Consider the following 26,164-nt stretch of genomic DNA (forward strand, 5'->3'; position numbering starts at 1 on the left):
AGCGCCTCCCCTAGCGAACCTTCACCGACGCCATTTCCTGCCCGTCAGGACTCATCACATGCGTGGAGCAGGCGAGGCAGGGGTCGAAGGAATGGATCGTGCGCAGGATCTCGAGCGGCTTTCCCGGATCCGCCATGGGCGTGTCCATCAGCGCCGCTTCGAACGCGCCGATATTTCCCTTGGGATCGCGCGGACTGCCGTTCCACGTGGTTGGCACGATGCACTGGTAATTGTCGATCTTGCCGTCCTTGATCTTGATCCAGTGGCCGAGCGCGCCGCGCGGCGCCTCGGTGAAGCCATAGCCCCTGGCCTCCGTCGGCCAGGTCTTCGGCTCCCATTTGTCCACATTCGCGGTCGATGAATCGCCCGCCTTGATGTTGGCAACGAGCTTGTCCTGGAAGTAGCGGAGCTTATGCGCCGCCCACTGGCACTCGAGGCCGCGCGCCGCCGTGCGGCCGAGCGTCGAGAACAGCGCCGTGACCGGAACGCCGAGCGTCTGGAGCAGCTTGTCGGCCGGCTCCTTGAACTCCGGCTTGCCCTGCGCATAGCCGATGATGTAGCGGGCGAGCGGCCCCACCTCCACGGCGTTGCCGCGCCAGCGCGGCGATTTGATCCAGCTGTATTTCCCCCCTTCGTCGACCGCCTCGATATTGGTCGGCGTGCCCTTGGCGTTGGGGCCGAGTTTGTAATTAGGCTCGGTGACGCCGTCGAAGGGATGCAGTCCCTTGGTTTCGTCGGGATATTTGTACCAGGAATGCGTCACGAATTCCTGGATCTGGTCCGGATCGGCCTGGTCGATCGGCAAGACCTCGTTGAGATTGCCGTTGAGGATCACGCCGCGCGGCAAGAGCAGGTTATTGGCGGAATAGTCATTGGCGTGCTCGGGAATGTCGCCATAGCTCATCACGCTCTTGCCGGAGAGGCCGCCGCCATAGAGCCAGTCCTTGTAGAAACCCGCGATCGCGACGAGGTCGGGGATATAAACCTGCTCGACGAATTCAATCGAGCGGTCGATGATCTCGGAGACGAGATTCAGCCGCTCCATATTGACCGCGCCGACCGCGCCCGCGCCATCGACATTGATGGCGCAGGGCGCGCCGCCCACCAGCCAGTTGGGATGCGGATTCTTGCCGCCGTAGACCGTGTGGATCTTGACGATGTCCTTCTGGAAATCGAGCGCCTCCAGATAATGCGCCACGGCCATGAGATTGGCCTCCGGCGGCAGCTTATAGGCGGGGTGCCCCCAGTAGCCGTTCTTGAACGGCCCGAGCTGGCCGGATTCGACAAACTTCTTGAGCCGCGTCTGAAGGTCCTTGAAGTAGCCAGGAGAGGAGAGGGGCCAGGGGGAGATCGACTGCGCCAGGGCGGACGTCGCCTTGGGATCCGCCGACAGCGCGGACACCACGTCGACCCAGTCGAGCGCGTGCAAATGATAGAAATGCACCAGGTGATCATGCACCTGCAGGGTCAGCTGCATGATGTTGCGGATCGAATTGGCGTTCTCGGGTATGTTGATCGAGAGCGCGTTCTCGACCGCCCGCACCGAGGTCAACGCATGGGTGCCGGTGCAGACGCCGCAGATCCGTTCGGTGAAGGCCCAGGCGTCGCGGGGGTCGCGATTCCTGAGAATGACCTCGATGCCGCGCCACATTGTGCCGGTCGAGACGGCGTTGCGAATGACATTGTTCTCGTCGACATTCACCTCCAGCCGCAAATGGCCTTCGATGCGGGTGACGGGATCGACGACGACGCGCTTGCCGGAATTGTCGAGATTGAAGCCGTTCGGAGTCTGGACGCCCATGACGAAATCCTAGAGGTCCGCGGAGCGCCTGTCGGGCGCCGCGGGGAGAGAAACGGGATCAGACGGTCTCTTTGTCGGGACGCTTGGCGACGACACGCTTGACGGCGGTGATCGCCGCATGCGTCGCGACGGCGGCGCCGACGACGCCGGCGGCGGCCATGCCGATCTCGTCGGCGTTCTTCTCGACGCCGAACTGGCGGATCGTCGACAGGCGCTCGTAGAACGGCCCCTTGTCCCAGAAGCCCTCTTCGGAACAGCCGATGCAGCCGTGGCCCGACTGAATGGGGAAGGACACGCCGCCATTCCAGCGCACCGTCGAACAGGCGTTATAGGTCGTTGGGCCCTTGCAGCCCATCTTGTAAAGGCAATAGCCCTTTCGCGCGGCTTCGTCGTCCCATTCCTCGACGAACTGGCCGGCGTCGAAATGCGGGCGGCGATAACACTTGTCGTGAATGCGCTGAGAATAGAACATTTTCGGCCGCCCCTGGCGGTCGAGCTCCGGCAGCCGGCCGAAGGTGGTGATATAGGTCACGACGCCCGTCATCACTTCCGCAATTGGCGGGCAGCCGGGAACCTTGATGATCGGCTTGTCCCTGATCACTTTATCGATAGGGGTCGCCTGAGTGGGATTAGGCGCCGCCGCCTGAACGCAGCCCCAGGAGGCGCAAGCTCCCCAGGCGATGATGGCCATGGCGTCCTGCGCCATCCATTTCAGCTTTTCGACAAAGGGCTTGCCGCCGTCGATGCAGAACATGCCGCCTTCGTTCAGGGGCGGATTGCCTTCCACGGCAAGTATATATTTGCCCTTATATTTCTCTTTGGTTTCCTCGAGGATCGCCTCCGCCTGATGGCCGGCCGCCGCCATGATCGTATCGTCGTAGTCAAGCGAAATCATCGACAAGACGACGTCCTTCACCAGGGGATGCGCCGAACGGATGAAGCTTTCCGAGCAGCAGGTGCACTCCAGTCCGTGCATCCATATTACGGGCACGCGCGGATTATTCTCGAGCGCGTGCGCCATCTTCGACGCCGCCACGGGCCCGAAACCGAGGCTCGCGGCCGTCAGGGAGCAGAATTTTGTGAAACTGCGACGGGTGACACCTTGACGCCGGATGACGTCGTAAAAGGATTCGATGGCGGGCATGCCCTTCCCCGGAAAAGGTTTCCTCAGGCGGCTCCGTTTTTTTGGGGCGGAGTCCGCTTCTGTGCAGCTAAACACGCTGCAAGGACTGAGCCAATGCGAAGCTTCGCCGCACCCCGAACTATTTTACGGCGCAGCGCGCTGAGGCTAACCGAGGCGCCTGTCGCGGAAAAGCGACAAGCCTGTGCACTATTAGACAAAATTGTCGTGAACCGCTCACGGGCGTCGGTTTTGCGGCGCCGAAGAGCGCAGCCATCGTGAGCACAGCGGCTCAGCCGTTCCGGCAGGCAAAATCCGCCAGGTGACTTGGAATGCAGGCCCGCGAGCGGCAGCCCGGGATTTGTCGCCATCAATCCCGCTCGTACAGCCGTGAGGGTGGGCCGCTTTCGATCCGGGCTTCGCCGGCGTCTTTCATTGAAAGCCGGCCGGCGCGCAGGATGACGCGCCGAAGGTTCGGCTTTTCGATCGGGTCTCGCGCTTATGCCGCGGAGCTACATCCTGCGATGCAGATTCCTGAGAACTTCGGCAATTTCGTCTTTGAGAAGGAGCCGGCGTTTCTTCAGGGTCTCGAGAACCTCGTCGGTCGTCGGATGTTCCTCGGACTCGATGCTGAAGATTTCGCGGTTCACGTCTTCATAGTTGGTTGCAAGCCGAGCGAAGCGATGGTCGGTTTCTTTCATGCGCTCGATAAGGTCGATTTCTTGCGAGAAGTCGTCGCTCAGCTCGTGTGGAACTCGCATCATGACAATGCGCTCCCTTCTTTTCAGCTCCGGAGCGGAGTCGCTCGAAGCCTCCAGCCTATCTCCAATTATATGCGCGCGGATCTCGACGATCCAAGGGCCCGATCGGCCGCTGCGGCGCGGGCGCACCCAATGCGTTGAGCTTGTGCTCTTGGTCAGGCGACGCCAATCCAGAATGCGAAGGTTCCGACAGCGGCGTGCGAGGCGATCAGCGGCCAAAGGTTTCGCGTGAGCAGATAATCGGTCGACCAGGCGACGCCTGCCAGAAACGTATTGATGAGCAGGAGGGGATCGCCGTAAGCGGCATGCATGAGGGAAAAGGCGACGGAGGAGAACAGGACATAAGTCGGCCCGCTGGCGCCGACTTGCTCGGCGAGCAGTCTCGGCGCCGCTCGACAGACGATTTCCTGGCAGGGACTCGATATGAAGACGTAAAACGGCGCGAAAAGCCGCCAATCGGGCGAGGAATGGGAAGAAGCAAGCATTCTTGCCTCGAGATACACGACAGCGATGAGAAAAACGGACAGGAGTCCGCCGCTGACCCAGTGGCGTCGGTCGCCGCGTTCGGCGAGGCCCAAGTCGGCCAAAGAATAGCCGGAAGCGACGCACTGGACGATGCAGACGCTCGAGGCCACGACGAGGACATGGAAGCGCAGCTCAAAGGGCAGCACCCCTGCGCTCATCGCGGCGGAAGGCCCAAGCAGTAGGAGAGCGTAGACCAGTAACGCGACAAGCGGCCGCGGGCGAGGCAAGACGGTCATGCGAGATCAACACGACGGGCCGGACGTCGTTCCGTTTTGGCTCTGCGGATTTGTCACATGGGCGTCGTAGAAGCCTCTCATCTACGCGCCATGCCCTATCTTCGCGCCGCCGTCTTCGTGCTCGCCATGGTCGCCGCTCTCCTGATTGCCGCCCCGGTTCAGGCGCTGGCGCGGCGTCGCGGCTGGGCGATGCAGCATGCGATACCGAAAGCCTTTTGCCGACTGATGTGCGGCGTCATAGGAATAGAAGTGACGCCCGCGGGGGCCCTGCCTGCGCACCGGCCGCGCTTCGTCGTGGCGAACCATCTTTCATGGACGGATATCATCGCGCTTGCGAGCCTGCATCCCTTCGTCTTTCTGGCGAAAAAGGAGGTGGCCCATTGGCCGGTGCTCGGGCTGCTGGCTCAACTCCAAGGCACGGTGTTCGTGGCGCGCGGCGCGCGACAGGAAATCCCCGGCGTCAACGGGGCGCTTGTGACCGCGCTGCGGGACAAGCGCGACCTCGTCATCTTTGCGGAGGGAACCTCGACCGATGGCGCAACGCCGCCGCGCTTCAAATCGGCGCATTTCGACGCAGCCTGTGCAACAGGAGCCATGGTCGCGCCCGTCGCGCTCTATTACACCGACGGCCAAGCCCCGATCGATGTCGGCTGGTACGGCGCGATGACGTTTCTTCCGCATCTGTGGCGCCTGATGAAGCGCGGAGGCGTACGCTGTCACGTGGTATTCGGTCGCGGCATCGAAGCGCGCGGCAAAGACCGAAAGGCGCTCGCGGCCGAAGCGCAGGCGCAGGTGAGCGGCATGCTCCCGCCGCAAATGCGCGGAGCGCGGGGCAGGGCCCCGGTCCGCCGGCTGGAGACGGCCTCGACCGAATTCTAAATTTATGGCGCTTATGCCGCCCGTCGCCCGGCGCCGCTGAAATAGTCGATGTAACGGGCGCCGATTTCAGCAACCGGCATGACGACGAATACATCCGTCGTGTTGAAGTCGACGTCGACGACTGCGCCGTCGCCGAAACGGGCGCCAAGGCGCAGATAGCCTTTAATCAAGGGCGAAAGCGCGTCTCGCGCCTTATCCGCGTCGATCAACTCCTTCGGCGCCATCGCCATGGGCCTGTAGAGATCGTTACGGGCTCTCACCGCCCATTCGCCCTCGGCGCTCGCGTAATGCGCAAGATAGCTCAACGCCTGCGCATGCGCAAAAGGGCTCGCGCCCGGAAAGCTTGCGCAGCCGATCATGACGTCGATGCGGTGAAGGCGGATATAGGCGAGAAGCCCGCGCCACAAAATTTCGATCGTGCGCTTCGATCGGTGCGACGAGCGGACACATGAGCGTCCGAGCTCGAGAATGCGCTTCCCCTTATGGCGCGCCAGCAAGGGAGACAGATCGTACTCCGCCTCGGAGTAGAAGCCCCCGGCCTTCTCAGCCATGTCGCCGCGCAAAAGCCGATAGACGCCCACGATCCTCGACTTGGTTTTGCCGAATCGCGTCTTGAAACCGTGGTCAATGACGATCAAATGGTCGCAATATTTGTCGAATCGATCCGCGTCTCGTCGCGTAAAAGCGGTTCTTGCGTCGGGGATCGCGCCGCCTTCCTTGTAAAACACTTCAAAGCGCAGACGCTGAGCCTTGCGGATTTCCTTCTTTCCGCGGGCCAGCCGAACTTCCAAAGACCCGAGTCGACCGAGACTGTCTTCGAGCGCTTGCTTGGTGGGCTCTGGCGTTTGAAATCCGGTCAGGCTTGCTATGCTTTGGCCAAGGCGAGCGTCCAACATCCACATCCCGGTGTTCCCTCACGGCACGCGCCAGAGAAAGCATCTCCGGGCGAAGCTTTTGTGACGAACTTTCTCTTCGACAGGGACGCCGCTGGCAAGGCGCGTCGCGACGCTTTAGAAACTACGCTCCGATGGGGTCGTTTCCGTCGAACTGCGCTGCCTCTCCGCTTCCGAACCGGGTCGCTGCGTGAGACCGGAGCGTCTCATAAAAAAGAGAACGATCGCGGAGGCGGCAAGGCACATGAGCGTCGCATAGAGACTTGCATTCTCATTTTCCGAAAACAGCAGGTTCTTCGTGTTCATCCCAAAATAGCCCGTGACGAATGTGGCGGGCAGGAGCAGCGTTGTGACGAGGGTCAGAACGAAGAGCCTGTCGTTGGTCTCGAGGTTGAGAATGGCGTTCAGCTCGTCCTGCAGAAGTCGCGCGCGTTCTTGCACGTTGGAGACCTCCCTGACGAGCGATTCCGTATGCTGGACGAGCCGCGCCGCGGCCTCCCGCAACGCATCGTCCCGCGTATCATTCAGATCGTCTTCAATGTCCTCCAGCCGCGCCAGGGTCGACGCCAGGCCGCCGATCTGGCGGGAAATCCGCACCGCGTCGCGCCGTACCGACCCCAGCGAGGAACGGGCCTCGCGGCCCCGTCCATCAATCAGATGATCTTCGATGCGGTCGAAATTCAGATCGATCTCTTTAATCATGCGACCAAGTTCGGACATGACTGCGCCGGTCATCAATTCGAACAGCGCGAGCGGCGTCTCAACCCGCGCGCCGCGTTGAGCGGCGATGCGGGTGTGCTCGACGCAGTTCATCGGTCGACGGCGGGCGGTGACGATCAATCTTTCGCCGAACGCGAAGCGAAGAAAATCCGTGCGAGAAGCGGGTCCGGCCAGCGTGCGCTCATGATCGAGCAAAGCCCCACTGGCCAAGCCGTCCGCGTATTCGAGATATTGGTGGTCGACCGCTGCGCAAAGCGCCGCACGAGCGTTATCCGATAGCGACGCAATCTGGTTGATGCAGGGCCTCGCGCGGACATCCGCGAGGTCCATATGCAGCCAGACGAAACCTTCAGTCGGGACGTGAAACGCCGCCGGCTCTTCCGCCCGGCGAATCAGGAAGCCTTGCTCGTCGAAGCGCATCATCCACAAGGCGCCGGGGATGAGTGAATCCGGAAGGATAGCTGTCGTATCTTTCATTGGGCTTTAATTCCACAGGAACCCAAGCCACGCAAAAAGAGCTTCTCCGGAGCGCCGGAGACCAGAGGCAGGGGATATGGCGCGTTCAAAGGGCCTCAAAAGGCGGACAAGGCCTCAAAGCCGTCGATCCCGAAAATCGATCACGGCGTTGCGCCGTCTCTCTCTGCAGGCCTGCGAGGCATAGACCGGTCTACTGAAAATGGTCAGGATGACAGTTTGATGACGCCGCTCTCTTCTGCGGAGGCGAGGCGCGAATCGAGCGACGCGCCTTCAGGACCAGGCGCGGAGCCTCGCGAGCCAAGGAAACTTCTTCGTATGATGGCGTTCCATGCGGTCGAGGATCCCGCGAAGAAAGCGGACGCCCTCGGGCAGGTAGTCGCCCTTGTTGAGCATGACGCAATCGGCCTGCTGCGACATGGCGGCGTCGGTTGTCTCGGCGCGGCTCGTCACGCCTTCGTGCACCAGCTGATCGAGAACCTGAGTGGCCCAAATTACGGGAACGTGCGCCGCTTCGCACAGCCAGACGATCTCTTCCTGCATCTCGGAAAGACGCGCGAAGCCGACTTCAACGGCCAGATCCCCCCGCGCGATCATCACGGCGGTCGGGTGGGTCGCCGCGGCTTGGGCGATGAGCTGTGGAAGATTGCGCACAGCAAGCGGCGTCTCGATCTTCAGCACGAGCGCTTGCGGCGGTTCTTCGCCACGGCGCGCAGCAAGCTGCATCTGGAACAGCTTCACTTCTTCCGGCCGCTGAACAAAAGACAAGCCGACGAGATCTGCATGACGCGCCACGAATGGCAGATCGGCGACGTCCTTCGCCGTCAGCGGCCCAAGGTTCAAATCGGTGGCGGGGAAGTTTACTCCCTTGTCCTGTTTCAGTCTGAGACCTTTCGCCCTGGCGGCGACAATCTCGAGTTCGACGCCATCGGCGCCCTCGACGGCAATGACCTGGCCGACCGCCTTTCCGTCGTCGAACGCGATTTCCGAGCCGGGCCTGAGCTGCGAAATGACTTCCGGCATGTTGATGGAGAATGAAACAGGGCCGCGGCCGCTTTCGATGCGTCGGACCAGGCGGAGCCGCTCGCCCGGGCGCAAGCGGTATTTTTCGGGCGCCCGCACCTGCGCGACCCGCAGCTTCGGCCCAGCAATGTCCATCAAAATCCGGCAGGGGCGGGCAAGACGTTGTGAGGCTGTGCGCACATTTTCGATCATCCGCTCCCATGCCGGCTCATCGTCGTGGGCGCAGTTGATTCTGGCGCAATCCATCCCCGCTTGCAGCAGACTTTCAACGAGATGGCGATCCTTCGCGGCCTCGCGCGGCAAGGTGGCCATGATGCGCGTGCGGCGCCGATCGCCCGCCTCTCCAAAGACCGCCGCGCAAGCGCGGCTGAGCGCGTCTTCGCCCATGCGCCGCGCGGCGGCCGGGGGGTAGGCGCCGTCCTCGCCGCTGAGGCGCCGCAATGTCGTCAGCAACGCATCCAGGGCGAGCAACACATCCGCTTCGCTGCGGCCGAGCGATGAAAGGCCATAGGCAGAGAGCCGCACCTGCAGCTCGCCGAGATCATGGCTGCGCAAGGCGAGATAATGCGCCAAATTCTCCAGCCGGTCGCATGGCGACGCGGTTTGGCTCCATTGCGCCAACCGCGTCGTCGCTCCGCGCGCGACGTCCTGGCGCAAAGCCGCCACCTCATCTCGCAGCCGGCGCAGATCCGCCGCGGACTCATCGCATAAGGGCGTCATCGAGCTCGATCTTGTTCTTTCGTCACAGGAGCCATCAATTGCATTTGTACGACGGTTTCGTTACCGGTTGCAGAAGGTTGATCGCTCGAGCCCGGTCTCTCTTCGTCCCGCTGGCGCGCGGTGTCATCGACATTTCATGAGGCGCATCTAGTTGCCGCGCCCGAAACGGCGGCGTCGACCAATGAATGCTTTTCAACCAGGACTCGACGCCCGCACGCAGCTCGCTTGACTAGGCAATATGACACATCCCCGACTCGGCGTCTGTTATTATCCTGAGCACTGGCCTGAAACCTATTGGCGCGCCGATGCGCGCAGGATGAAGGATCTTGGGATCGATATCGTGAGGATCGGCGAGTTCGCCTGGACGCGTCTCGAGCCGAGCGAAGGAGCCTATGACTTCGGCTGGCTGGAACGCGCCATCGAAGTTCTTGAAGAAGCGGGCCTGAAAGTGGCGTTGGGCACGCCCACGGCGACCCCGCCTCGATGGCTCGTCGAGAAAATGCCGGACATGCTCGCCGTCGATCGCGACGGTAGACCGCGAAAATTCGGTTCGCGACGCCATTATTGTTTCAGTCACGCGGGCTATTTGGAATCATGCGCCCGCATCGTGACCGCTCTTGGCGAAAAATTCGGCCGACATTCGGCGATCGTCGCCTGGCAGATCGACAATGAGTTCGGCTGCCACGATACCGTCGAAAGCTATTCGGCGGCGGCGCGCGCCGCCTTCCGTAAGTGGTGTCGACGCAAGCACCAAACGATCGAGGCGCTCAATCAGGCGTGGGGAAATGTGTTCTGGTCGATGGAGCTCTCGAGCTTCGATGACGTCGACCTGCCGAATCTGACGGTGACCGACGCGAACCCGGCGCATCGCATGGATTTCCAACGCTTCTCGTCGGATCAGGTGGCGGCGTTCAACAAACGGCAAGTCGAGATCGTTCGAAAATATTCGCCGGGACGTCTGGTTTTACATAATTTCATGGGCTCCTTCACCGCCTTCGATCACTACAAGGTCGCCCGAGATCTCGATGCGGCGGCCTGGGACAGTTATCCTCTCGGCTTCCTGGAACGCAGCCTCAACGATGAGGATTTCAAGCTGCGCTACATGCGCGTCGGCGATCCGGATTACCAGGCGTTCCATCATGATCTCTATCGTGGTTGTGGATGCGGCCGCTTTTGGGTCATGGAACAGCAGCCGGGCGCTGTGAACTGGGCTCCGTGGAATCCCGCGCCGGCGGAAGGCGCGGTCCGGCTCTGGTCACACGAGGCCTTTGCGGCGGGCGCGGAGGTGGTCAGCTATTTCCGTTGGCGGCAGGCGCCTTTCGCCCAGGAACAAATGCACGAGGGGCTATTGTTGCCGAACAGCGCCCCGGCGCCGGCCTTCGCAGAAGTCAAACGCGTCGCGGAAGAGATCCGAAAGTTAGGATTGATCCTGCAAACGCCCCGCGCGGATGTCGCCCTCATATTCGATTACGAGAGCGCCTGGGCCTGGGATATCGAGCCGCAAGGGCAGGACTTTTCTTACTCGGAGCTGGTGTTCGCCTTTTACCGCGGGCTGCGGAGGGCCGGGCTTTCCCTCGACGTGGTTCCGCCTTGCGCGGACGCGGTCGCAGATCGCAAATTCGTGTTGGCCCCGGGGCTTTTTTGTGCAGACGACGCGCTTGTGCGCGCCTTGCAGCGATCTGACGCCGTCTGTCTTGTCGGTCCGCGGTCGGGCTCCAAGACGGTCGATTTCCAGATCCCCGGGAACCTTCCGCCAGGAGCGTTTGGACAACTTGTCGACGTCACGGTCGAGCGCGTGGAAAGCTTGCGTCCCGGCGCGTTTGTCGCCGTCGAGAACGGGGCGGGCGCGCTCATCCGCTGGTCGGAGGCGCTCGTCCTCGGGAACGAGGCCAGCGTTGAGCTGCGCGGGGTCGATGGACGAGCGGTTCTGGCGAGACGCGGAAACCGTTTTTATCTCGCGGGCTGGCCGGACGCGGCTTTGCTCGATGAGGTCTTGCGGCGCTGTCTCGACTGCGCGTCGGTGGACGGGGCGCTTTCGCATCCCGATATTCGCGTCCGGGATAACGGACCCTTGCGCCACATCTTCAATTATGGACCCGAAGCGGTGGATATCGGGTCACTGTTGCAAGGTCGGGACCTCCTTTTGGGAGACGTCGTTCTGGAGCCCTGCGGGGTAGCGATCTGCCGGCTTCCCAATGCGATAACGTAAAGGTCGCGCGACGCTGGGGCGTCCTGCCGCCCCCTTACGGCGGCGGCCTCTCTCCTGTATCGAGACGACCGAGCGTCGCAGCAAGCGTGTAGGTCAAACGGTCTCGCTCATATTCGAGATTGACCTGGGCGACGCGCGCCTCCGTCCATTCCGCCTGTACGTTGAGCACGTCGATGACTGTGCGCAGTCCTGCGTCCCGTTCGACCTTGTAGCCGTCGACGACGCGCTTGATTTCGGACGCGCGTTGCCGCGCCTGCGCGATTTGGGCGGTCGTTGCTCGGCGCGCTTGAAACAGGGCCTGATTGGCCGCGACGAGCTGACGCTCGAGATCGAGACTTTCGAAGCGCTTTCTCGTGGCGAGAGCCTTTGCTGCGCTGACGCCGGAGAAGGCGCCCGGTTCATAGATCGGGATCAAGAGTTGAAGTCTGACGGACGTGTCGCGGATTCGGTTTTGGATTTGCGAAAGATTGGTTTGGTCGGTGCGCGAGGCAATGAGATTGAGCTGCGGCAGCAGCGGCGCGTAAGCGGTCTTGGCGAGATACTCCGCCGCTTCTGCGCCGAGTTGGGCCGCGCGTATCTTCGGGCTTTGGGCGAGCGTCGCCTGGCGCAGGGCATCCGCCGTGTCGGGAAGGGCGCCGCTGGGAATCAGAGGTCGCTCGAGGCTCGCGATATTCGCTTGCGTCAAGCGCTGCAGCTCTATCTCCGAGGCCGAAAGCGCCGCTCTCGCGCCTTCGAGCGCGACAAGGCCGGCCTGGACCCGCGATTCCGCAAGCGCGAAATCAGCGCGCGTCGCATCGCGCACGGCGTATTGCACGCCGACACGCTTCGAAATCGCCGTGAGGTCGTTCACGAGCTCTCGACGGAGCGCGACGGTCTTGCGGTCTCTCAGAACGGCGAGATAGGCGTTGGCCGTGTCGAGAAGGACCTGCTGTCGCTTGTCGATGTTGAGATATACGCCTTCGCGCAAGGCGCTCTTCGCAGCCTGCAGATCGTTGAAGCGCTTCAGCCCGTCGAGGATCGGAAACGAGAGCTGGAGGCCGTAAACATTGGGATCCCGCCGCGCCATCGTGTCGATGCCGCCATAGTAGGAATTGGTGATCGACGAATAGTCCGGCAGATAATCGATCTTGCCGCCGAGGATCAGATCGTGCTCCCAGGTGACGCGCGGCAGAAAGGCTTCATAGGCCCCGCGGAGCTTTGCTCTGACGGCGTTCTGCCGCTCGTCGTCGCCTTGAAGGGACAGGCTGGCGCGAAGCGCCCAGGTCCCCGCGTCGTTCAGCGACTGCGCCTTCGCCCGCGACCATGGATTTGTCAGGGCGACGATAACCGCGAGGCAGCACCGGATCTGAAGAGAGCTGCGGGCAACGCGCATTATCTACCGCACTTCTAGTCCCTGAGCGCCCGCTAGGCAGTTGAGCGTCTGAAGCGCAGAAATCTATAGGCGTCCATGGTTAAGGAATTGCTATGATCAAGCTTGCTTGCCGACGCGCGCGCTCCATTTGGGGGCGCATTTTGTATCCTTTGCGCAACACGAAGCTCGCAAATATCGGCTAAGCTTATGCCTGTTCAGCAGATTTCGTTGACTGTGCGAACGCCGTACTGATCGATAGGGCCATGGCTGAGCAGGGGAAGAATCGTTTCTCCGGCCAGGCCTGGCCAAGAAGTTGGGGGCGTGCGCTTGGGCGCGATTCCAACAAAAAATTGTTCAAAGAGGCTTGAATGAAAAAGATCGCTCTTTCGCTCGCCGCGCTGGCCTTGAGCGCCGGCTCCGCGCTTGCCGCAGACCTCCCCTCCCGCAAGGGCCCGCCGGTTCTGCCGCCGCCGCCCCCGCCGCCGCCCATGTGGACCGGCTTCTACGTCGGTCTGAACGCTGGCGGCACCTGGGCCAACAGCAACCAGCAGGTCGTGGCCGTCGGCCCGGTCGGCGCCGGTCCGTTCTGGTCGCCCGGCATCCTGAACCTCGAGCAGGCCAACTATCTCGGCGCCTTCACCCTGGCGGCTTCCGGCTCCGGCTTCAACTCCGGCAACAACGGCGGCTTCATCGGCGGCGGCCAGATCGGCTACAACTGGCAGTTCTACAACAGCTTCGTTGTGGGCCTCGAGGCTGACATCCAGGGCATCGCCGGCACCAACGCCTCGCGCACCTTCGCGACCGGCGCCGCGGTTCCTGGCGTGGTCGGCACGGCCCTCGGCGACAGCTTCGCGGGCATTCACTCGGTGCGCGGCAGCCTCGACTATCTGGGCACGGTGCGCGGCCGCCTCGGCTGGCTGTTCACGCCCACCCTGCTGGTCTACGGCACGGGCGGTCTCGCTTACGGCGGCGTGACGCTGAACTATGCGTCGTCGGTCGTTCCGGGCGGCATCACCGGCCTGTTCATGGGCCCGAGCTTCGGCGGCGTGAACTTCTCCAATACGCAGGTCGGCTGGACGGCCGGCGGCGGTCTCGAGTGGATGTTCTGGCCGAACTGGTCCGCCAAGGTCGAGTATCTGTATTATGACCTCGGCACCGTGCGCCAGAACTTCGCGCTGGGCTCGACCGACAGCACGCTGCAGGCTCTCGGCTTCGCCGTTCCCGCCGACTCGGCGATCTTCGGCGGCCAGGTTCGCGCCCGCATCAACGGCAATATCGTTCGCGCCGGCGTGAACTATCACTTCAACTGGGGCGCTCCCGCTCCGGTCGTCGCGAAGTATTGATAACCGACATCCAGCCTCGTCGGCATCAATCGCGTGGAAGAAGCTCGGCAAACGCCGGGCTTCTTTTGTTTTGACTCTGGCGCCAGTTGTTTGAGCGCGGCGTCTGCGACGCGGACGAAATCGAGGCTTTCAACCGCGCCACAATTGTCGAATGTGAGCGTTTGTATGAGACCGCTCGTCGTATCCATCCTTGGGTTGGCTTTTTTATTCTCCGCTCAGCGCTGCGAGGCGGGAGAGTTTTCCTGCAACTCGATCGACGGCGAATTCACGCGTTGTGCGCTGCGAGACGCACATAAGATGAAAGTCAAATTGAAGCTCGATCGCGAGGGCGGCTGCAAGCGGGGAGACACTTGGGGCGTCGATGCGGACGGCGTGTGGGTCGATATGGGCTGTCGTGCGGTTTTCGCTTACAAGGATCCCGCGACTCGAACTTGGTGGCGCCGGTTCGTGCCAAAATTTGGCCAGTGAGGCCGCAAGCTGGTCAGAAAGGAAAATGGCGATGAGAAAGATGCTGATTGTTGCTGGCGTTTTCTTTCTGTCATCCAGCTTGGCTTACGCGAAGGACCCCGATTGGAAACTGTCCGGGAGCGCCGCAGACGACGAAATTTATTTCGACCAAAACAATTACGAGAACAAGCAGGGCGCAATTACGTTCTGGCTGCTTTTCAACTCCCGAAAACCAGACGGAAAAGTCTTGTCCTATACGGTCAAACACGCGCTCGACTGCGCGAAGGACGCGACGACGGTTAAAATGATCGTGAACTACCCCGAACCCATGGGCAAGGGCCAGCCGATCGAGGTCGTGGAGAACGACGTCCTGCTCCCGGACGAAATGCCTGGATCCTATTACGGTAAATTGAAAGCTCTTCTGTGCGGAAAATCGACGAAATGACGCAGTGGGCTTCTGAGGTCGCCAAGGAGGGGACCAAGCGCCCGTTGCCGCGAAGGCTTCATTGACTGAGCGCGCGCTCACGCCGTCGATGACGAGCCCCCCTGAGCGGCCTGGAACTGAACAAGGTCGCTCGCCTGATAGTCGCTGCTGTGATTGCAGGCCGGGCAGGTGGCCGTGAAGGACGCGGGTCCCGTAAGGTCGAGCGTGCCGGCGGCCGTCAGCGCGTTCAGAATCGCGAAATGCTGGCGGCAGCGCTTGCAGGCGAACCCGATATACCAGCTCCCGGGGATCAGGTTCGGTAACGGCGCAGGTTGGTATGCGCCAGTGAAGTGAATGCCATCGGTCATTGGAGAGGCTCCGGTGCCTTCGCTCTATTTGGAGCGATGCGGCGATTTGGCCACGCTGGCGACAACGGCGTCGACAGGAAGCGCAGATCCGCGCGCTGGGGCTTGTCGGGGCGCGCTCGGAGGCTACACCGTCGACGTGACAATCTTAGCCTCGGATTTCGAGGAGAAGATCAACGCTCAAAGCCCTCCAACGCCCGTCGGCGTCTTGCGAGAAGCCTCTCCCCCCAGCGTCACGCCATTGGGAAGAACAGCCAATAAACGCCCGCGCAGGCGACAGCCGCGGAACAGATTTGCACCAGGCGCAGGTTGCGCTCGCCATTGAAGAAGCTCTTGTCGATCAGAACGAGAAGCGGAACCACGACCAGCACGACGCCGATCTGGCCGACTTCGACGCCGATGTTGAAACTCGCCAGAGCCGGCACGATCGCGCGCTGCGGGACGCCCATTTCGATCAGGCCGCTTGCGAAGCCGAAACCGTGCACGAAGCCGAAAAAGAACGTGTCGCGCCAGCGCCCGTCGACCTTGCGCGTGAAAAAATTTTCGATCGCGACGTAGATGATGGAGAGGGCGATGGCGATTTCAGTCCATCGGCTCGGAAGGTCGACGACTTGCAGCGCCGCCAGCGACAGCGTGATGGAATGCGAGATTGTAAAGGCCGTGACGATTTTCACGACCGGCCAGGCGCGCGACGCCCATAGCACCACGGCGATCAGAAAGCAGATATGGTCGTAGCCGGTGACAATATGCTCGATGCCGGCGGCGAAGAACTTCGGCGCGAGCTGCCAGGGGGTCAGCAGCGGCTTGGAAAGATCGATCATCTGATCGCCGGGATAGATCATGACCTGGCCGGGCGCGGGCTCCCGGCCCATCTTCTGCGCCTCGGTGAGCTGTCCCTCGTCGTCCTTCTCGCCGATGCTGACCAGGTGTTTGGCGCGCGGGCCTTGCGCCGTCAGCAGCGCGAAGGGATTATAGAAAATCTGTCCGGCGACGCCGCTGCAATCCATGCGCAAGACCGCCTTCTGGTCGTAGGGGTTGGTGGGGTCTTCGCCCACCGAAACCACCGTGCTCGGGCAGATCCGGCCTTCCGCATTTTGCAGATCGACGCGCTGCTGGATGAATTTGCCGATCATCGCCTCGATCACGCCGGGCTCGGTGAGGTCGACGTCGCCGAGGGACGATTTGTTTGCGGCGAACATGCGTTCGATATCGGCTCCGAGAAATCCGACGTCCACGCGATAGCGACCATCGCCTTCGGGCACGATGCGGCTGCTGGAAATATCGGCGGTGTGCGCGCGCGCCGTCCCTGCGCTGAAAGCGGCAAGCGCGGTGAGTGCGGCCACGAAGATCCACCATCGCGCCATTTGCAGCGCCTCCCTTGACGCGACGCGATCGCGCAGCGTATGCATTGATCGTTAATACTGCATACCGGTTCTGGAAAGACAAGGTCGCGTCGCGTGGCGTTTCAACTGCCAGATCTTCCAAGCGCGCCGGGGGTCTTCGCGGCCCTAGAAACTATTGGAGCAAAGGCGGAAATCCGGCAAATTGCGAGACATCTTCGCGGAGAGTCGAACGCCATGTCTCACGCCATTATCAGCGGCGCCGCGCCGAAAGCGCCCCGATTTATACGTTTGGGTGCGCGCATAATGACCGGCTTCTGTCTGCCGTTGTTGCTCGCCGCCTCGTGGGCGACGGGGGCGCTGGCGCATGCGATCGTGGTCCGCACCTCTCCCGCGCAGGGCGGCGCCGCCGCCGGCGCGATCGCGAAAGTCGAAGTCTGGTACGACGCCGGCATTCGGGACGCCTTTGTCGCGCTCGCCGTCGTCAGCGCCTCCGGTGAAAGGGTCGACAAGCGCGACGCCGCGATCGACGGCTCTGATCCGAGCCATGTGTCGGTCGGCGTCAATCAGTTGACGCCCGGCAAATATACCGCGCGCTACCGCGCGCTCTCCGCCGACGGTCACATTGTCAGCGGCTCATGGGACTTCGAAATTACTCCCTGAGCGGAACTGCAAGAAGGAAATGCGCGTGAGTCCGAACGCTCGCCTGAATTTGTTGCTCGCAGCGTGCGCTGTGCTTCTCGTCGGTTTCAACGGGGTTGCCTTCACATACCAGTTATGGGGCCCGGCGCTCACGCAATACGCCAGCGACTTTTGGAAAGCGCATGTGCTTCAACCGGCCGTCAAGGCCGGCGATCGCACGATCTCGGAATGTCTCGGCGTCAGCGACTTTTACTCGGCGCATCTCACCACCTATTTCTTGCCCGACTCTTCCGAGAGCGCGGGCGGCGCGACCGACGACATGAGCAAATATGACGAATATTGTGACCGGGTTCCGGGGACCGGAAAAATCATTTTCGCAATCACGCTTATGGAAAAGGACGCGCGGAGCGAGCCTGTTGCGCTGTCGTTCCACGCTTATCAAGCCGATGGGACGCTGAAGGAACTCGCCGCCCTGCCGTCCAAGATTCACGGCAGCGGCATGCTCACTCTCGACGCGACAGTCGCTCACAAGGGGAAATATGTTCTCAAGCTCGCCTTCGGCGAGGCGAAGAACAAGGAAGACACGATCGAAATGCCCATCGCCGCGGGGCAGTGAGGGCGTCGTGCCTTTTCAGAGCCCCCGTCGGCGCGCCCGGCGCTTGCCACGCCACCGCATCAAGCCCGTTATGTAAAGGATGAGCGGCGTCACCCCGATCAGCAGGGTAAAGGGGCGGCCAAGATCGCCGAAGGCCTCGCCGCTGTGCAAGGGGTACAGCCACTCCAGAAACGTTTCGCCAGCCGTAAAGCTGTTGCGATCCTGCACGTGCAGCACGCGGCCGCTATATTGATCGACCCCGACGTTGCGGAACGTTCTTGATCGGCTCGGCTCATCCAAAGCCTGTTTGCCGATGACATAGACGCCGTTCGGGGCGCTCGGAAGAAGAACCCAAAGAACCCTGCCGTCGGGAAAGATCGCGTCGGCCGAGGCGATCGCCTCGCCGACGCCAATCGGCGTCTGGCCCGCCGCAGGCGTGGACTTTCCAAAATCGGGCTCGCCGCGCACAACGGAAAAAAAGCTTACCGCGGCGCGCGTCGCCGGCTTGAAGATCATGGCGGCGCCGGTCGCCAGCATGACCAGCAAGATGGCCGCCATGAAGATGCCGACGCTTCTGTGCAGATCGTAGACGATGCGCTCTCGACTGGCGCCCCATTTGACCTTCAATCCGAGCCGCCAGTCGCCGCCGCGCGGCCGCCAGAGCCAAGCGCCGAGGACGACGGAGAGGAGAAGGACGATCCCCAGGCCCCCGATGATGTAGGCATTGTTGACGCCAAGCAGCAGCGTCCAGTGAAACGCCATCAGAATTTTGATCACAGGCTGGGAAAAGGCGTCGTCGCCATGAAGGCTCACGCGCTGACCCTTGACCGTCGCAGTATAAGGATCGACGAACATCTCATAGAAAGTGCTGTCGAGATCGTCCGTTTCGGCCAGATAGCTGACCGTCGCCGCGGCCCCAGGATGGCGCGGCATTGTCAGCCGCTCCAGTTTCGCGTCCGGCGGCATGGCCGCGACGGCGGCTGCGAGGATGTCGTCCGGCGACCGGCGAGCCATGTGCGTTGGCGTCTCAACGCGCATCAGAGGCGCGTTCAACTGTTCGTCGATGTCCTCGCGGAAGGCCAGAAGACCGCCGCTCAGGCCGATGAGGACGAAGACGGCGCCGGCGAAGAGACCGATGGTCCGATGAATGTGTAGAATTATGTCGCGTCCCAGACTTTGCGAGCGCACAGCGCGCGTCAATCGGGTGACGTCAATGTCGCCGATTGGGTCGATCATCGGGCCGATCCCCAGCTGGTTCTCAGTTTAGCCGCCTGCGATGGCCTCGCTTCACGCGCTCGAAACTGTCTCACAACTCGTATGCATTATCATGGGCGCCGTCTTACTGACTACTCTCTCCTGCTCCGATCGCCGCGCTGAGCCGCCGTCGCCCGAAACCCGGCTTTGCGTCGGCGAGACCTAGCCAACCCGCTTAAAGAAGTATTCTATATTCCGAAATGGCGTGATAGTGTGACGCTATGAAATTGACGAGTTTCACCGACTTCGGCCTGCGCGCGCTCATTTTGCTCGCCGACCGGAAGGACGAGGTTCTGAGCGCCGCCCAGATCGCCGATCATTTCCACGTGTCTCGCCACCATATGGCGAAGGTGCTCCAGGAGCTTGCCGCCGCCGGCTACGTCGTCGCCACCCGCGGCGCGCAGGGGGGCGTCCGGCTTGCCCGCGATCCGCGCGACATTCGCATCGGCGACGTCGTCCGCAGGCTCGACGACCAGCCGCTCGTCGAATGTTTCGGCGCGGGCAGCGACTGCGCGCTTTTGCCGCGCTGCCGGCTCAAGGCCATGCTCGCCCGCGCCCAGCACGGCTTCTTGCGCGAATTGGACCGCTTCACGCTCAGCGATTGCCTGGAAAAATCTAAGTCGCCGACGCCGCTCGACATCTGAAGGCGGCGCGCCGGGCCCTGCGCCCTGCGACAAACAGGGGGTTGACTTACGCGCCGATAAATACGCATCCTAAATACCGAAATAGGCGAACAAAGGGAGCATTCGATGTTCTGTTATCAATGCGAGCAGACCTTCCGGTCGGATGAAGGAGCGGGCTGCGCAGGGACTAAAGGCATGTGCGGGAAGGACGCCGCGACCGCCGATCTGCAGGACGTATTGCTCCATGTTTGCGAGGGCCTTGGCCAATATCTTCACCACGCCCGCGCACTCGGCGCGACGGACGCTGAGGGCGACCGGTTTCTTCTCTTCGCCTTTTTCACCACGCTGACGAATGTGAACTTCAACGCCGCGCGATTCGTCCAGCTCATCGCGGAAGCGGCGCGCTTGCGCGATCGCGCCCGGGCGCTTTATGAGCGCGCCGCCCGCGCCGCGGCCAAGATTCCCGAAAATCTTCCGGGCGCCGCCGTTTTCGTTCCGGCGAGCGACATGAACGGCCTTTTGGCGCAAGCCGGGGAGGCGGCGATCCGCAAGGATGCGGCCATCGTCGGCGAAGACGTCATTGGCCTGCGTTCGCTGGTTCTCTACGGCCTTAAGGGCGTCTGCGCCTATGCGCATCATGCGCGTGTGCTTGGCGAGGAGCGCCCGGAGATTTACGCGGCGGTCGAACATGCGCTCGATCTTCTCGCTCGTGAACCGAAAGACATCGAGCCGCTCCTCGAAGAGGCGCTGGCGCTAGGCCGGGCGAATTTCGTCGCCATGGAGGCGCTCGACGCCGCAAACACCGGCGCCTTCGGAACGCCGCAGCCGACGCAGGTGCGCGTCACGCCCGTGAAGGGCAAAGCGATCCTCGTCTCCGGCCATGATCTCAAAGACCTGCACGAGATTCTCGAAGCCACCAAGGACAAGGGGATCAACGTCTATACGCATGGCGAGCTGCTGCCGGCTCATGCCTATCCCAAACTCAAGGCCTATCCGCATCTCGCCGGGAATTACGGCGGCGCCTGGCAGGACCAGCAAAAGGAATTCGCCGACTTCCCCGGTCCCATCGTCATGACGTCGAATTGCCTGATCGAGCCGCAGGCGCGCTATCGCGGACGCATTTTCACCGCGGGGCCAGTGGGCTGGGCGGGCCTTCGCCACATCGCCGAGGGGGATTTCTCGCAAGTGGTTCAGGCCGCCCTCGCGCTGCCGGGCTTTCCAGAAGACGTGGAAGAGAAAACGATCACCATCGGCTTCGGCCGCACGGCGGTGCTCGGCGTCGCCGACAAGGTCATCGAGGCCGTCAAGGCCGGCCAAATCCGGCACTTCTTCCTCGTGGGCGGTTGCGACGGCGCCGCGCCCGGCCGCAACTATTACTCCGACTTCGCCGATGAAGCGCCTGACGACACGGTCATCCTCACGATCGGCTGCGGAAAATACCGCTTCAACAAACATGACTTCGGCACGATCGGCGAGTTGCCGCGCCTGCTCGACATGGGGCAGTGCAACGACGCCTATTCGGCGCTGGTCGTCGCCACCAAGCTCGCCGAGGCCTTCGGCGTCGGCGTCAACGAGCTGCCGCTGTCGCTGATCGTTTCCTGGTTCGAGCAGAAAGCGGCCGCGGTGCTGCTGACGCTTCTCGCCCTTGGCGTTCGCAATGTGAGGCTCGGCCCGACGCTTCCCGCCTTCCTCACGCCCGCGCTCGTCAACGTGCTCGTCGAGAAGTTCGGGATCCAGCCGATCGGCGAGGCGAAGGCCGACATCGCCGCCGCGCTCGCACGCGCGGCCTGACAAAAAACGCGGACGTCCCGACGGACGTCCGCAGTCCTTCATGCGGAACATGTCCATGTTCAAAGTTGAGCTTCTCACCCGCGACGGCGCCTCCATCGCCTTCGAGGCCGATGCGACGCAGACGCTCCTCGAAGCCGCGGAGCGCGCGAGCGTCTATCCGCCCTCGTCCTGCCGCGAGGGCGGTTGCGGGGTGTGCCGTGTGACGAAGGTTTCGGGAGACGCCGAACTTCTGTCCTGCAGCAGCGCCGCGCTCAGTGAAAAGGAGCGGGCGGCGGGCGACATTCTTTTGTGCCGCAGCCGCGCCAGAAGCGATCTTCAGTTGACTGCGACGTTCGATCAAACTGCCATCGGCTCGGCGCCGGAGCCGGTGCGGACCGCGCGCATTGTCGAGATCGCGCCCCAAGGGTCCACGACTCTGCGGCTCGTGCTGCAATATTCCGACGACCCCACCTTCGGCCAAGCCGCTCAATTCGTCGCCGGCCAATACGCTGAACTCGCCGTTCCCGGCGCGCCAATCAAGCGCTCCTATTCTCTCGCCAACACGCCCAACTGGGACGGCCTGCTTGAATTTCTGATCCGCATTCAGCCCGGCGGCGCCTTTTCGGGATATTTGCGGGAGACGGCGACCGCCGGCGCCGAATTGATCGTTCATGGGCCGAAGGGCCAGTTTACGCTCGACGAGTCGGCCCTAGCGCCGCGCTGGTTTGTGGCGGGCGGGACAGGCTTGGCCCCGGCTTTGTCGATGTTGCGGCAAATGGCGGAATTTGCAGACCCGCACCCATGCCGCTTGTTCTTCGGCGTCAACCGCGTCGAGGAGCTGTTCGCGCTGGACGCCATCGAGGCGCTTCGGGCCGGGCTTCCGCAGCTACAGGCGACGGTCTGCGTCTGGAAGCCGGAGGTCGCGTGGTCGGGCTTCGCCGGCACGCCGTCCGAGGCGCTCGCCAAGAGCCTCAAGGAGGAAGGGCCTCGGCCCGATTTATATGTGTGCGGACCGCCCGCGCTCATTGCGGCGACCAACTCCGTCGCCGCCGCAGCCGGGATCGCCCAGGATCGAATCTTCAGCGAAAAGTTCAGTCCTGCGGAGGGGCCGGTCGAAAAATCCACCGAGCCGCCGGGGCGGCGCCACCTTTGGCCGGGCGTGATCGTGGGCTAGATAAAAGAAAGGCGGCCCGCTCGCCTGTTCAGGGCGATGGACCGCCGATCTTCGCCCGTGTCCTGCGACACCGGCACGCGCGACGATTGGGCAATCACTTCGCGCGCCAGCGTGGCGCTGAAGGGGCAAGAGGCTCTCCGAGCGATCCCGCCCGCGCCCCTTTACGGGGACAGCGTCACGCTGCATCAGAAAAACGCGCCTCGCCCTACGTTGTTCCGCGGACGCTCATTTTTTCAATGACAAAAAGATAGACGCCCGGCGCGCTCGCCAGTCGCGGCTCATTGCTCGAGCTTGCTTTGTTAATAGCAGCGCCACACCCAGCGCGCGTAGTAGGGGTTCCACCGCCAGCATGAGCCGACGCCGTAGGGCCACCAGCGGCCGTGCCAATATCTTCCGCCTCCATGCCAGCCGGGACGGCCCCACCCGCCTCCATGCCAGCCGGGACGACCCCACCCGCCTCCATGCCAACCTGGGCGGCCCCATCCGCCGCCGTGACCACCCCAACCCGGGCGTCCCCAACCGCCGCCGTGGCCGCCCCAGCCCCCGCCGTGTCCACCCCAGCCGCCGCCGTGGCCGCCACCGTGGCCGCCGCCCCTGCCCCCGCCGTGTCCGCCGCCATGCCCAGCCAGCGCCGCCGCCGGAAGCGCCAGTGCGCCTGCGAGAGCGAGGATAAGGGATAGTCTGCGGATCATGTGTTCCTCCCTCGTTGGTCGGCGCTTCTGGGCCGCCAGATTTTGTCATACTGGCGTTTTAGATAGGGCAGCCTTGCAGGATGCCCACTGCATGTGCCGCACATCCCCCAAGTGACCCTGCTTCGAAGGAGAGTCGGTCCTTGGCTCGCGCGACGGGACGATAAGCGCCACCAAGCAGCAGCGAGACTCTGTGATTTTAGGACACGCGAGAAGCCGAGGAGTCGCTATCGCTCTGTCATGACAAGCGCGCGAGAAAAAATGCTGGGTTGTCTAGGCGAGAGCAAAACCTTATGTCCATTCGATTTTGGAAAACCGCCTTATATGCGTCAATAAGATACGTTCATCGCGGAAAACCGGCACGCCCTTCGATGAGAGCCACGCCGGTGTAGCAACAGCCGTCAACCGGAAGCCCACTTCTGCGACGTTCAAGCCGGCCCGCTTAACCGAGGCGGTCAAACAACAGGGCCTTGTGCGTCACACCGAGTTCTCTTGTTAAACCGAGCGCGTACACCACACCGATAACGAGGTCGCCCAAACCCAGCAAGGTGGCAATCGACCCGATGTCGCCAAACAGCCCCGCCGGGATAAGAACGGCGGCCGCAACATAGCGAAGTAGCGATTCCCAGTAGACTAACTGTCCTCGTCGAACCAGATCGCGGGAGGCGAAAATCAGGACGGCGCTCGTGTAAGCTAAAAATCCCGCAATCAGCCAGCCCCAGACGGGCGAACAGACATTGAGGCCGATGGAACGATAAAGCGGCGGGAAAACCAAGGAAAAGGCAAGCGCTCCGTTATAAACACCGGACCAGAATACGAACGAAGCCATTTTGAAAAGCATGTAAGGAGCGCCTCTATGTATTTTACTAGGGCCCTCGGCCCGCCTAATCCAGCCAACGATTTCAACGGGCGTTGGGCTGAGGGAACCTCACAGCCCCCTCCACTGCGGAGATCACTTACCACCAGCGGGTTTCTTTAGAACCTCCATGACCTGATCGATCGAGAAGCTAGCCGCCTTCTGTCGCGGCGGGTAGTCCTTGAACGACGCCAGATATGTGCCGACATAGGTCTGGGCCGGAACCAACATGAATGCGTGGTCCAAGAGCCAGTCGTAATAGGTGTTCGACGTGATGTCGGCGCGCTCATAGGGATCGAGACGAAGGTTGAAGATCAGCGGCACGCGAAGAGTCGTGAAAGGTTCGGACCAGACTTTCAACGTGCCCGGCGCTCTTTGTTCGGCGAAGACGAACTTCCAGTTGTCGAACCGCAGCCCTGTCAAATCGCCGTCATCGGAGAAATAAAAGAACTCCTTGCGAGGAGATCGTTCCTCCTGTCCGGTCAGAAGCGGGAGCATATTGTAGCCGTCGAGATGGACTTTGAAGTTCGTCTTTCCGACCTTGTAGCCCTTCAGGAGCTTCTCTTTGACGTCGGGCGCGCCTGCCGCTGCGAGAAGGGTCGGCATCCAGTCGAGATGCGAGACGATGCCGTTGGAAACCGAAGCCGGTTTGATTTTGCCCGGCCAGCGAACCATGGCCGGCACACGATAAGCGCCTTCCCAGTTGGAATTTTTCTCGTTGCGGAACGGCGTCATTGCCGCATCCGGCCAGGAATTCATGTGTGGCCCGTTGTCGGTGGAATAGAAAACAATGGTGTCGTCTTCTATCCCGAGCTCTTTTATCTTTTGCAGAATGGTCCCGACGTTCTTGTCGTGATCGATCATCGTATCTGCATAAGGCCCCATCCAGCGCCCTGATTGGCCGACGCTCTCCGGCTTGGGATGGGTGCGGAAATGCATGTGAGTGAAGTTCACCCACAGAAACACCGGCTTCTCGGCCTTCACCTGCTTTTCGAGAAATTCCGCCGCCCGCGCGGCGATGTCGTCGTCAATGGTCTCCATCCGCTTCTTGGTCAGCGGGCCCGTGTCCTCGATCCTTTGCTTGCCATCGGGGCTCGCAAAGCTGTGGATCACGCCACGCGGGCCGAAGTCTTTGCGAAAGTTCGGAAACTCGGGATCGTTCGCTTTTGGATAATCCGGAAGCTCCGGCTCTTCCTCGGCATTCAAGTGGTACAGATTGCCATAGAATTCGTCGAAGCCGTGGGCTGTTGGAAGAAACTCGTCCTTGTCGCCCAGATGGTTTTTGCCGAACTGACCCGTTGCATAGCCCTGCGTCTTGAGAAGCTCGGCGATGGTCGGGTCTTCCTTGCGCAAGCCGAGGTCCGCGCCAGGCAAGCCGACTTTTGTCAAACCGGTGCGCAGGCCACTCTGCCCAGTGATAAAAGAGGCGCGGCCCGCGGTGCAGCTTTGCTCGCCGTAATAGTCAGTGAAGATCATGCCCTGCTTGGCGATGGAGTCGATGTTCGGCGTGCGGTAACCCATCAAGCCGTTGGTGTAGGCGCTGATGTTCGACTGCCCGATATCGTCGCCCCAGATCACGACGATGTGCGGCTTCCTCTCTCTCTGCTGTTGCGCACGCGGCGCAGAAGAGACGAGGCCCGATGTGATGGCGGCCAGCATAACGACGGCTACCCTGAACCCAGCCATGACAATACCCCGCACTTAAAATTGCTTCGCCCGACCCGCCGAACCACGTTCGGCTAGTCAACAGCGCCGCCGCCAGATGCAAGTTGTATTGAGAACAATAATGGCGCCAGAAGCAACGCAGGTCGAATACCGACGCGCACATCACATGCAGGTTTGGAATCCGCGCCATGGGCGGCCGCCGTCAGCCAACCGCTCTTGGTGTCGCAACCCGGCGGCTTCCAGATATCAAAGCCGTCGCTAAGAG

The 26,164-nt window shown here is 62.1% G+C and carries 24 protein-coding genes; 10 read left to right on the plus strand and 14 right to left on the minus strand.

All coding sequences use genetic code 11. From position 1 onward, the window contains the following. Nucleotides 1-10 precede the first annotated feature (10 nt). The 4 genes from RVU70_RS09785 to RVU70_RS09800 all read right to left on the minus strand — a co-directional run bounded on the left by RVU70_RS09785 (nt 11) and on the right by RVU70_RS09800 (nt 4,443). Nucleotides 11-1,801 carry a nickel-dependent hydrogenase large subunit gene (locus tag RVU70_RS09785; RefSeq protein ID WP_363345725.1) on the minus strand — a complete coding sequence of 597 codons (1,791 nt, stop codon included), beginning with the start codon at nt 1,799-1,801 and terminating at the stop codon, nt 11-13. 58 nt (nt 1,802-1,859) lie between these two features. Then, nucleotides 1,860-2,945: a hydrogenase small subunit gene (locus RVU70_RS09790; protein WP_363345727.1), complete on the minus strand. Its 1,086-nt coding sequence runs from the start codon at nt 2,943-2,945 to the stop codon at nt 1,860-1,862. A gap of 488 nt (nt 2,946-3,433) precedes the next feature. Continuing rightward, the gene (locus tag RVU70_RS09795) at nt 3,434-3,685 is read right to left on the minus strand and encodes a DUF465 domain-containing protein (protein WP_363345729.1); all 252 of its coding nucleotides are present in this window, start codon (nt 3,683-3,685) and stop codon (nt 3,434-3,436) included. A 152-nt stretch (nt 3,686-3,837) separates the two neighbouring features. Beyond that, complete coding sequence (locus RVU70_RS09800; protein ID WP_363345731.1) at nt 3,838-4,443, minus strand: CPBP family intramembrane glutamic endopeptidase; 606 nt, start codon at nt 4,441-4,443, stop codon at nt 3,838-3,840. 57 nt (nt 4,444-4,500) lie between these two features. Here RVU70_RS09800 and RVU70_RS09805 point away from each other — a divergent pair, with 57 nt between their 5' ends. Then, on the plus strand, nt 4,501-5,322 hold the full coding sequence (locus RVU70_RS09805) for a lysophospholipid acyltransferase family protein (protein WP_363345733.1): 822 nt from the start codon (nt 4,501-4,503) through the stop codon (nt 5,320-5,322). An 11-nt stretch (nt 5,323-5,333) separates the two neighbouring features. Here RVU70_RS09805 and RVU70_RS09810 read toward each other — a convergent pair whose 3' ends face one another. From RVU70_RS09810 to RVU70_RS09820, 3 genes are all read right to left on the minus strand, one after another. Beyond that, nucleotides 5,334-6,224, minus strand: a complete 891-nt coding sequence (locus RVU70_RS09810; protein WP_363345735.1) for a GNAT family N-acyltransferase — start codon at nt 6,222-6,224, stop codon at nt 5,334-5,336. A gap of 108 nt (nt 6,225-6,332) precedes the next feature. Beyond that, on the minus strand, nt 6,333-7,412 hold the full coding sequence (locus RVU70_RS09815; RefSeq protein WP_363345737.1) for a CorA family divalent cation transporter: 1,080 nt from the start codon (nt 7,410-7,412) through the stop codon (nt 6,333-6,335). 270 nt (nt 7,413-7,682) lie between these two features. After that, nucleotides 7,683-9,152 (minus strand): pyruvate kinase, encoded by a 1,470-nt coding sequence (locus tag RVU70_RS09820; RefSeq protein ID WP_363345739.1) that lies wholly within the window; start codon nt 9,150-9,152, stop codon nt 7,683-7,685. A 238-nt stretch (nt 9,153-9,390) separates the two neighbouring features. Here RVU70_RS09820 and RVU70_RS09825 point away from each other — a divergent pair, with 238 nt between their 5' ends. Continuing rightward, the gene (locus RVU70_RS09825) at nt 9,391-11,361 is read left to right on the plus strand and encodes a beta-galactosidase (protein ID WP_363345741.1); all 1,971 of its coding nucleotides are present in this window, start codon (nt 9,391-9,393) and stop codon (nt 11,359-11,361) included. 34 nt (nt 11,362-11,395) lie between these two features. Here RVU70_RS09825 and RVU70_RS09830 read toward each other — a convergent pair whose 3' ends face one another. Continuing rightward, the gene (locus RVU70_RS09830) at nt 11,396-12,733 is read right to left on the minus strand and encodes a TolC family protein (protein ID WP_363345743.1); all 1,338 of its coding nucleotides are present in this window, start codon (nt 12,731-12,733) and stop codon (nt 11,396-11,398) included. A gap of 347 nt (nt 12,734-13,080) precedes the next feature. On the opposite strand from RVU70_RS09830, the gene RVU70_RS09835 reads away from it, so the two are divergent. From RVU70_RS09835 to RVU70_RS09845, 3 genes are all read left to right on the plus strand, one after another. Then, a complete protein-coding gene (locus tag RVU70_RS09835) occupies nt 13,081-14,055 on the plus strand; it encodes an outer membrane beta-barrel protein (protein WP_363345745.1) in 975 nt (324 codons plus the stop codon). A 165-nt stretch (nt 14,056-14,220) separates the two neighbouring features. After that, nucleotides 14,221-14,523, plus strand: coding sequence for a DUF3011 domain-containing protein (locus RVU70_RS09840; protein WP_363351290.1), 303 nt, complete (start codon nt 14,221-14,223; stop codon nt 14,521-14,523). A gap of 25 nt (nt 14,524-14,548) precedes the next feature. Further along, the gene (locus RVU70_RS09845; protein ID WP_363345747.1) at nt 14,549-14,947 is read left to right on the plus strand and encodes a surface-adhesin E family protein; all 399 of its coding nucleotides are present in this window, start codon (nt 14,549-14,551) and stop codon (nt 14,945-14,947) included. Nucleotides 14,948-15,024: 77 nt separating this feature from the next. Here RVU70_RS09845 and RVU70_RS09850 read toward each other — a convergent pair whose 3' ends face one another. Next, on the minus strand, nt 15,025-15,294 hold the full coding sequence (locus tag RVU70_RS09850; protein WP_363345749.1) for a hypothetical protein: 270 nt from the start codon (nt 15,292-15,294) through the stop codon (nt 15,025-15,027). 230 nt (nt 15,295-15,524) lie between these two features. Next, the gene (locus RVU70_RS09855; protein WP_363345751.1) at nt 15,525-16,655 is read right to left on the minus strand and encodes a HupE/UreJ family protein; all 1,131 of its coding nucleotides are present in this window, start codon (nt 16,653-16,655) and stop codon (nt 15,525-15,527) included. Nucleotides 16,656-16,937: 282 nt separating this feature from the next. Between RVU70_RS09855 and RVU70_RS09860 the strand changes: the two genes are divergently transcribed. Both RVU70_RS09860 and RVU70_RS09865 read left to right on the plus strand, forming a co-directional pair. After that, entirely contained in the window at nt 16,938-17,294 is a 357-nt protein-coding gene (locus RVU70_RS09860) for a copper resistance CopC family protein (protein WP_363345753.1), read from the plus strand. A 19-nt stretch (nt 17,295-17,313) separates the two neighbouring features. Further along, entirely contained in the window at nt 17,314-17,889 is a 576-nt protein-coding gene (locus tag RVU70_RS09865; protein ID WP_363345755.1) for a hypothetical protein, read from the plus strand. 15 nt (nt 17,890-17,904) lie between these two features. Here the strand turns inward: RVU70_RS09865 and RVU70_RS09870 are convergent, their stop codons facing one another. Then, on the minus strand, nt 17,905-19,104 hold the full coding sequence (locus tag RVU70_RS09870; RefSeq protein WP_363345757.1) for a PepSY-associated TM helix domain-containing protein: 1,200 nt from the start codon (nt 19,102-19,104) through the stop codon (nt 17,905-17,907). A gap of 239 nt (nt 19,105-19,343) precedes the next feature. Between RVU70_RS09870 and RVU70_RS09875 the strand changes: the two genes are divergently transcribed. From RVU70_RS09875 to RVU70_RS09885, 3 genes are all read left to right on the plus strand, one after another. After that, nucleotides 19,344-19,766 carry an Rrf2 family transcriptional regulator gene (locus RVU70_RS09875; RefSeq protein WP_363345759.1) on the plus strand — a complete coding sequence of 141 codons (423 nt, stop codon included), beginning with the start codon at nt 19,344-19,346 and terminating at the stop codon, nt 19,764-19,766. Nucleotides 19,767-19,871: 105 nt separating this feature from the next. Next, on the plus strand, nt 19,872-21,536 hold the full coding sequence (gene hcp / locus RVU70_RS09880) for a hydroxylamine reductase (RefSeq protein ID WP_363345761.1): 1,665 nt from the start codon (nt 19,872-19,874) through the stop codon (nt 21,534-21,536). 55 nt (nt 21,537-21,591) lie between these two features. Beyond that, nucleotides 21,592-22,689, plus strand: a complete 1,098-nt coding sequence (locus RVU70_RS09885) for a 2Fe-2S iron-sulfur cluster binding domain-containing protein (protein ID WP_363345763.1) — start codon at nt 21,592-21,594, stop codon at nt 22,687-22,689. A 299-nt stretch (nt 22,690-22,988) separates the two neighbouring features. Here the strand turns inward: RVU70_RS09885 and RVU70_RS09890 are convergent, their stop codons facing one another. From RVU70_RS09890 to RVU70_RS09900, 3 genes are all read right to left on the minus strand, one after another. Next, nucleotides 22,989-23,381, minus strand: coding sequence for a hypothetical protein (locus RVU70_RS09890; protein WP_363345765.1), 393 nt, complete (start codon nt 23,379-23,381; stop codon nt 22,989-22,991). Nucleotides 23,382-23,820: 439 nt separating this feature from the next. Continuing rightward, the gene (locus RVU70_RS09895) at nt 23,821-24,219 is read right to left on the minus strand and encodes a hypothetical protein (protein WP_363345767.1); all 399 of its coding nucleotides are present in this window, start codon (nt 24,217-24,219) and stop codon (nt 23,821-23,823) included. 111 nt (nt 24,220-24,330) lie between these two features. Then, nucleotides 24,331-25,893, minus strand: a complete 1,563-nt coding sequence (locus RVU70_RS09900) for an arylsulfatase (RefSeq protein ID WP_363345769.1) — start codon at nt 25,891-25,893, stop codon at nt 24,331-24,333. Nucleotides 25,894-26,164: the final 271 nt, after the last annotated feature.

The sequence above is a fragment of the Methylocystis echinoides genome, from assembly GCF_040687965.1.
Taxonomy (GTDB): Bacteria; Pseudomonadota; Alphaproteobacteria; order Rhizobiales; family Beijerinckiaceae; genus Methylocystis; species Methylocystis echinoides_A.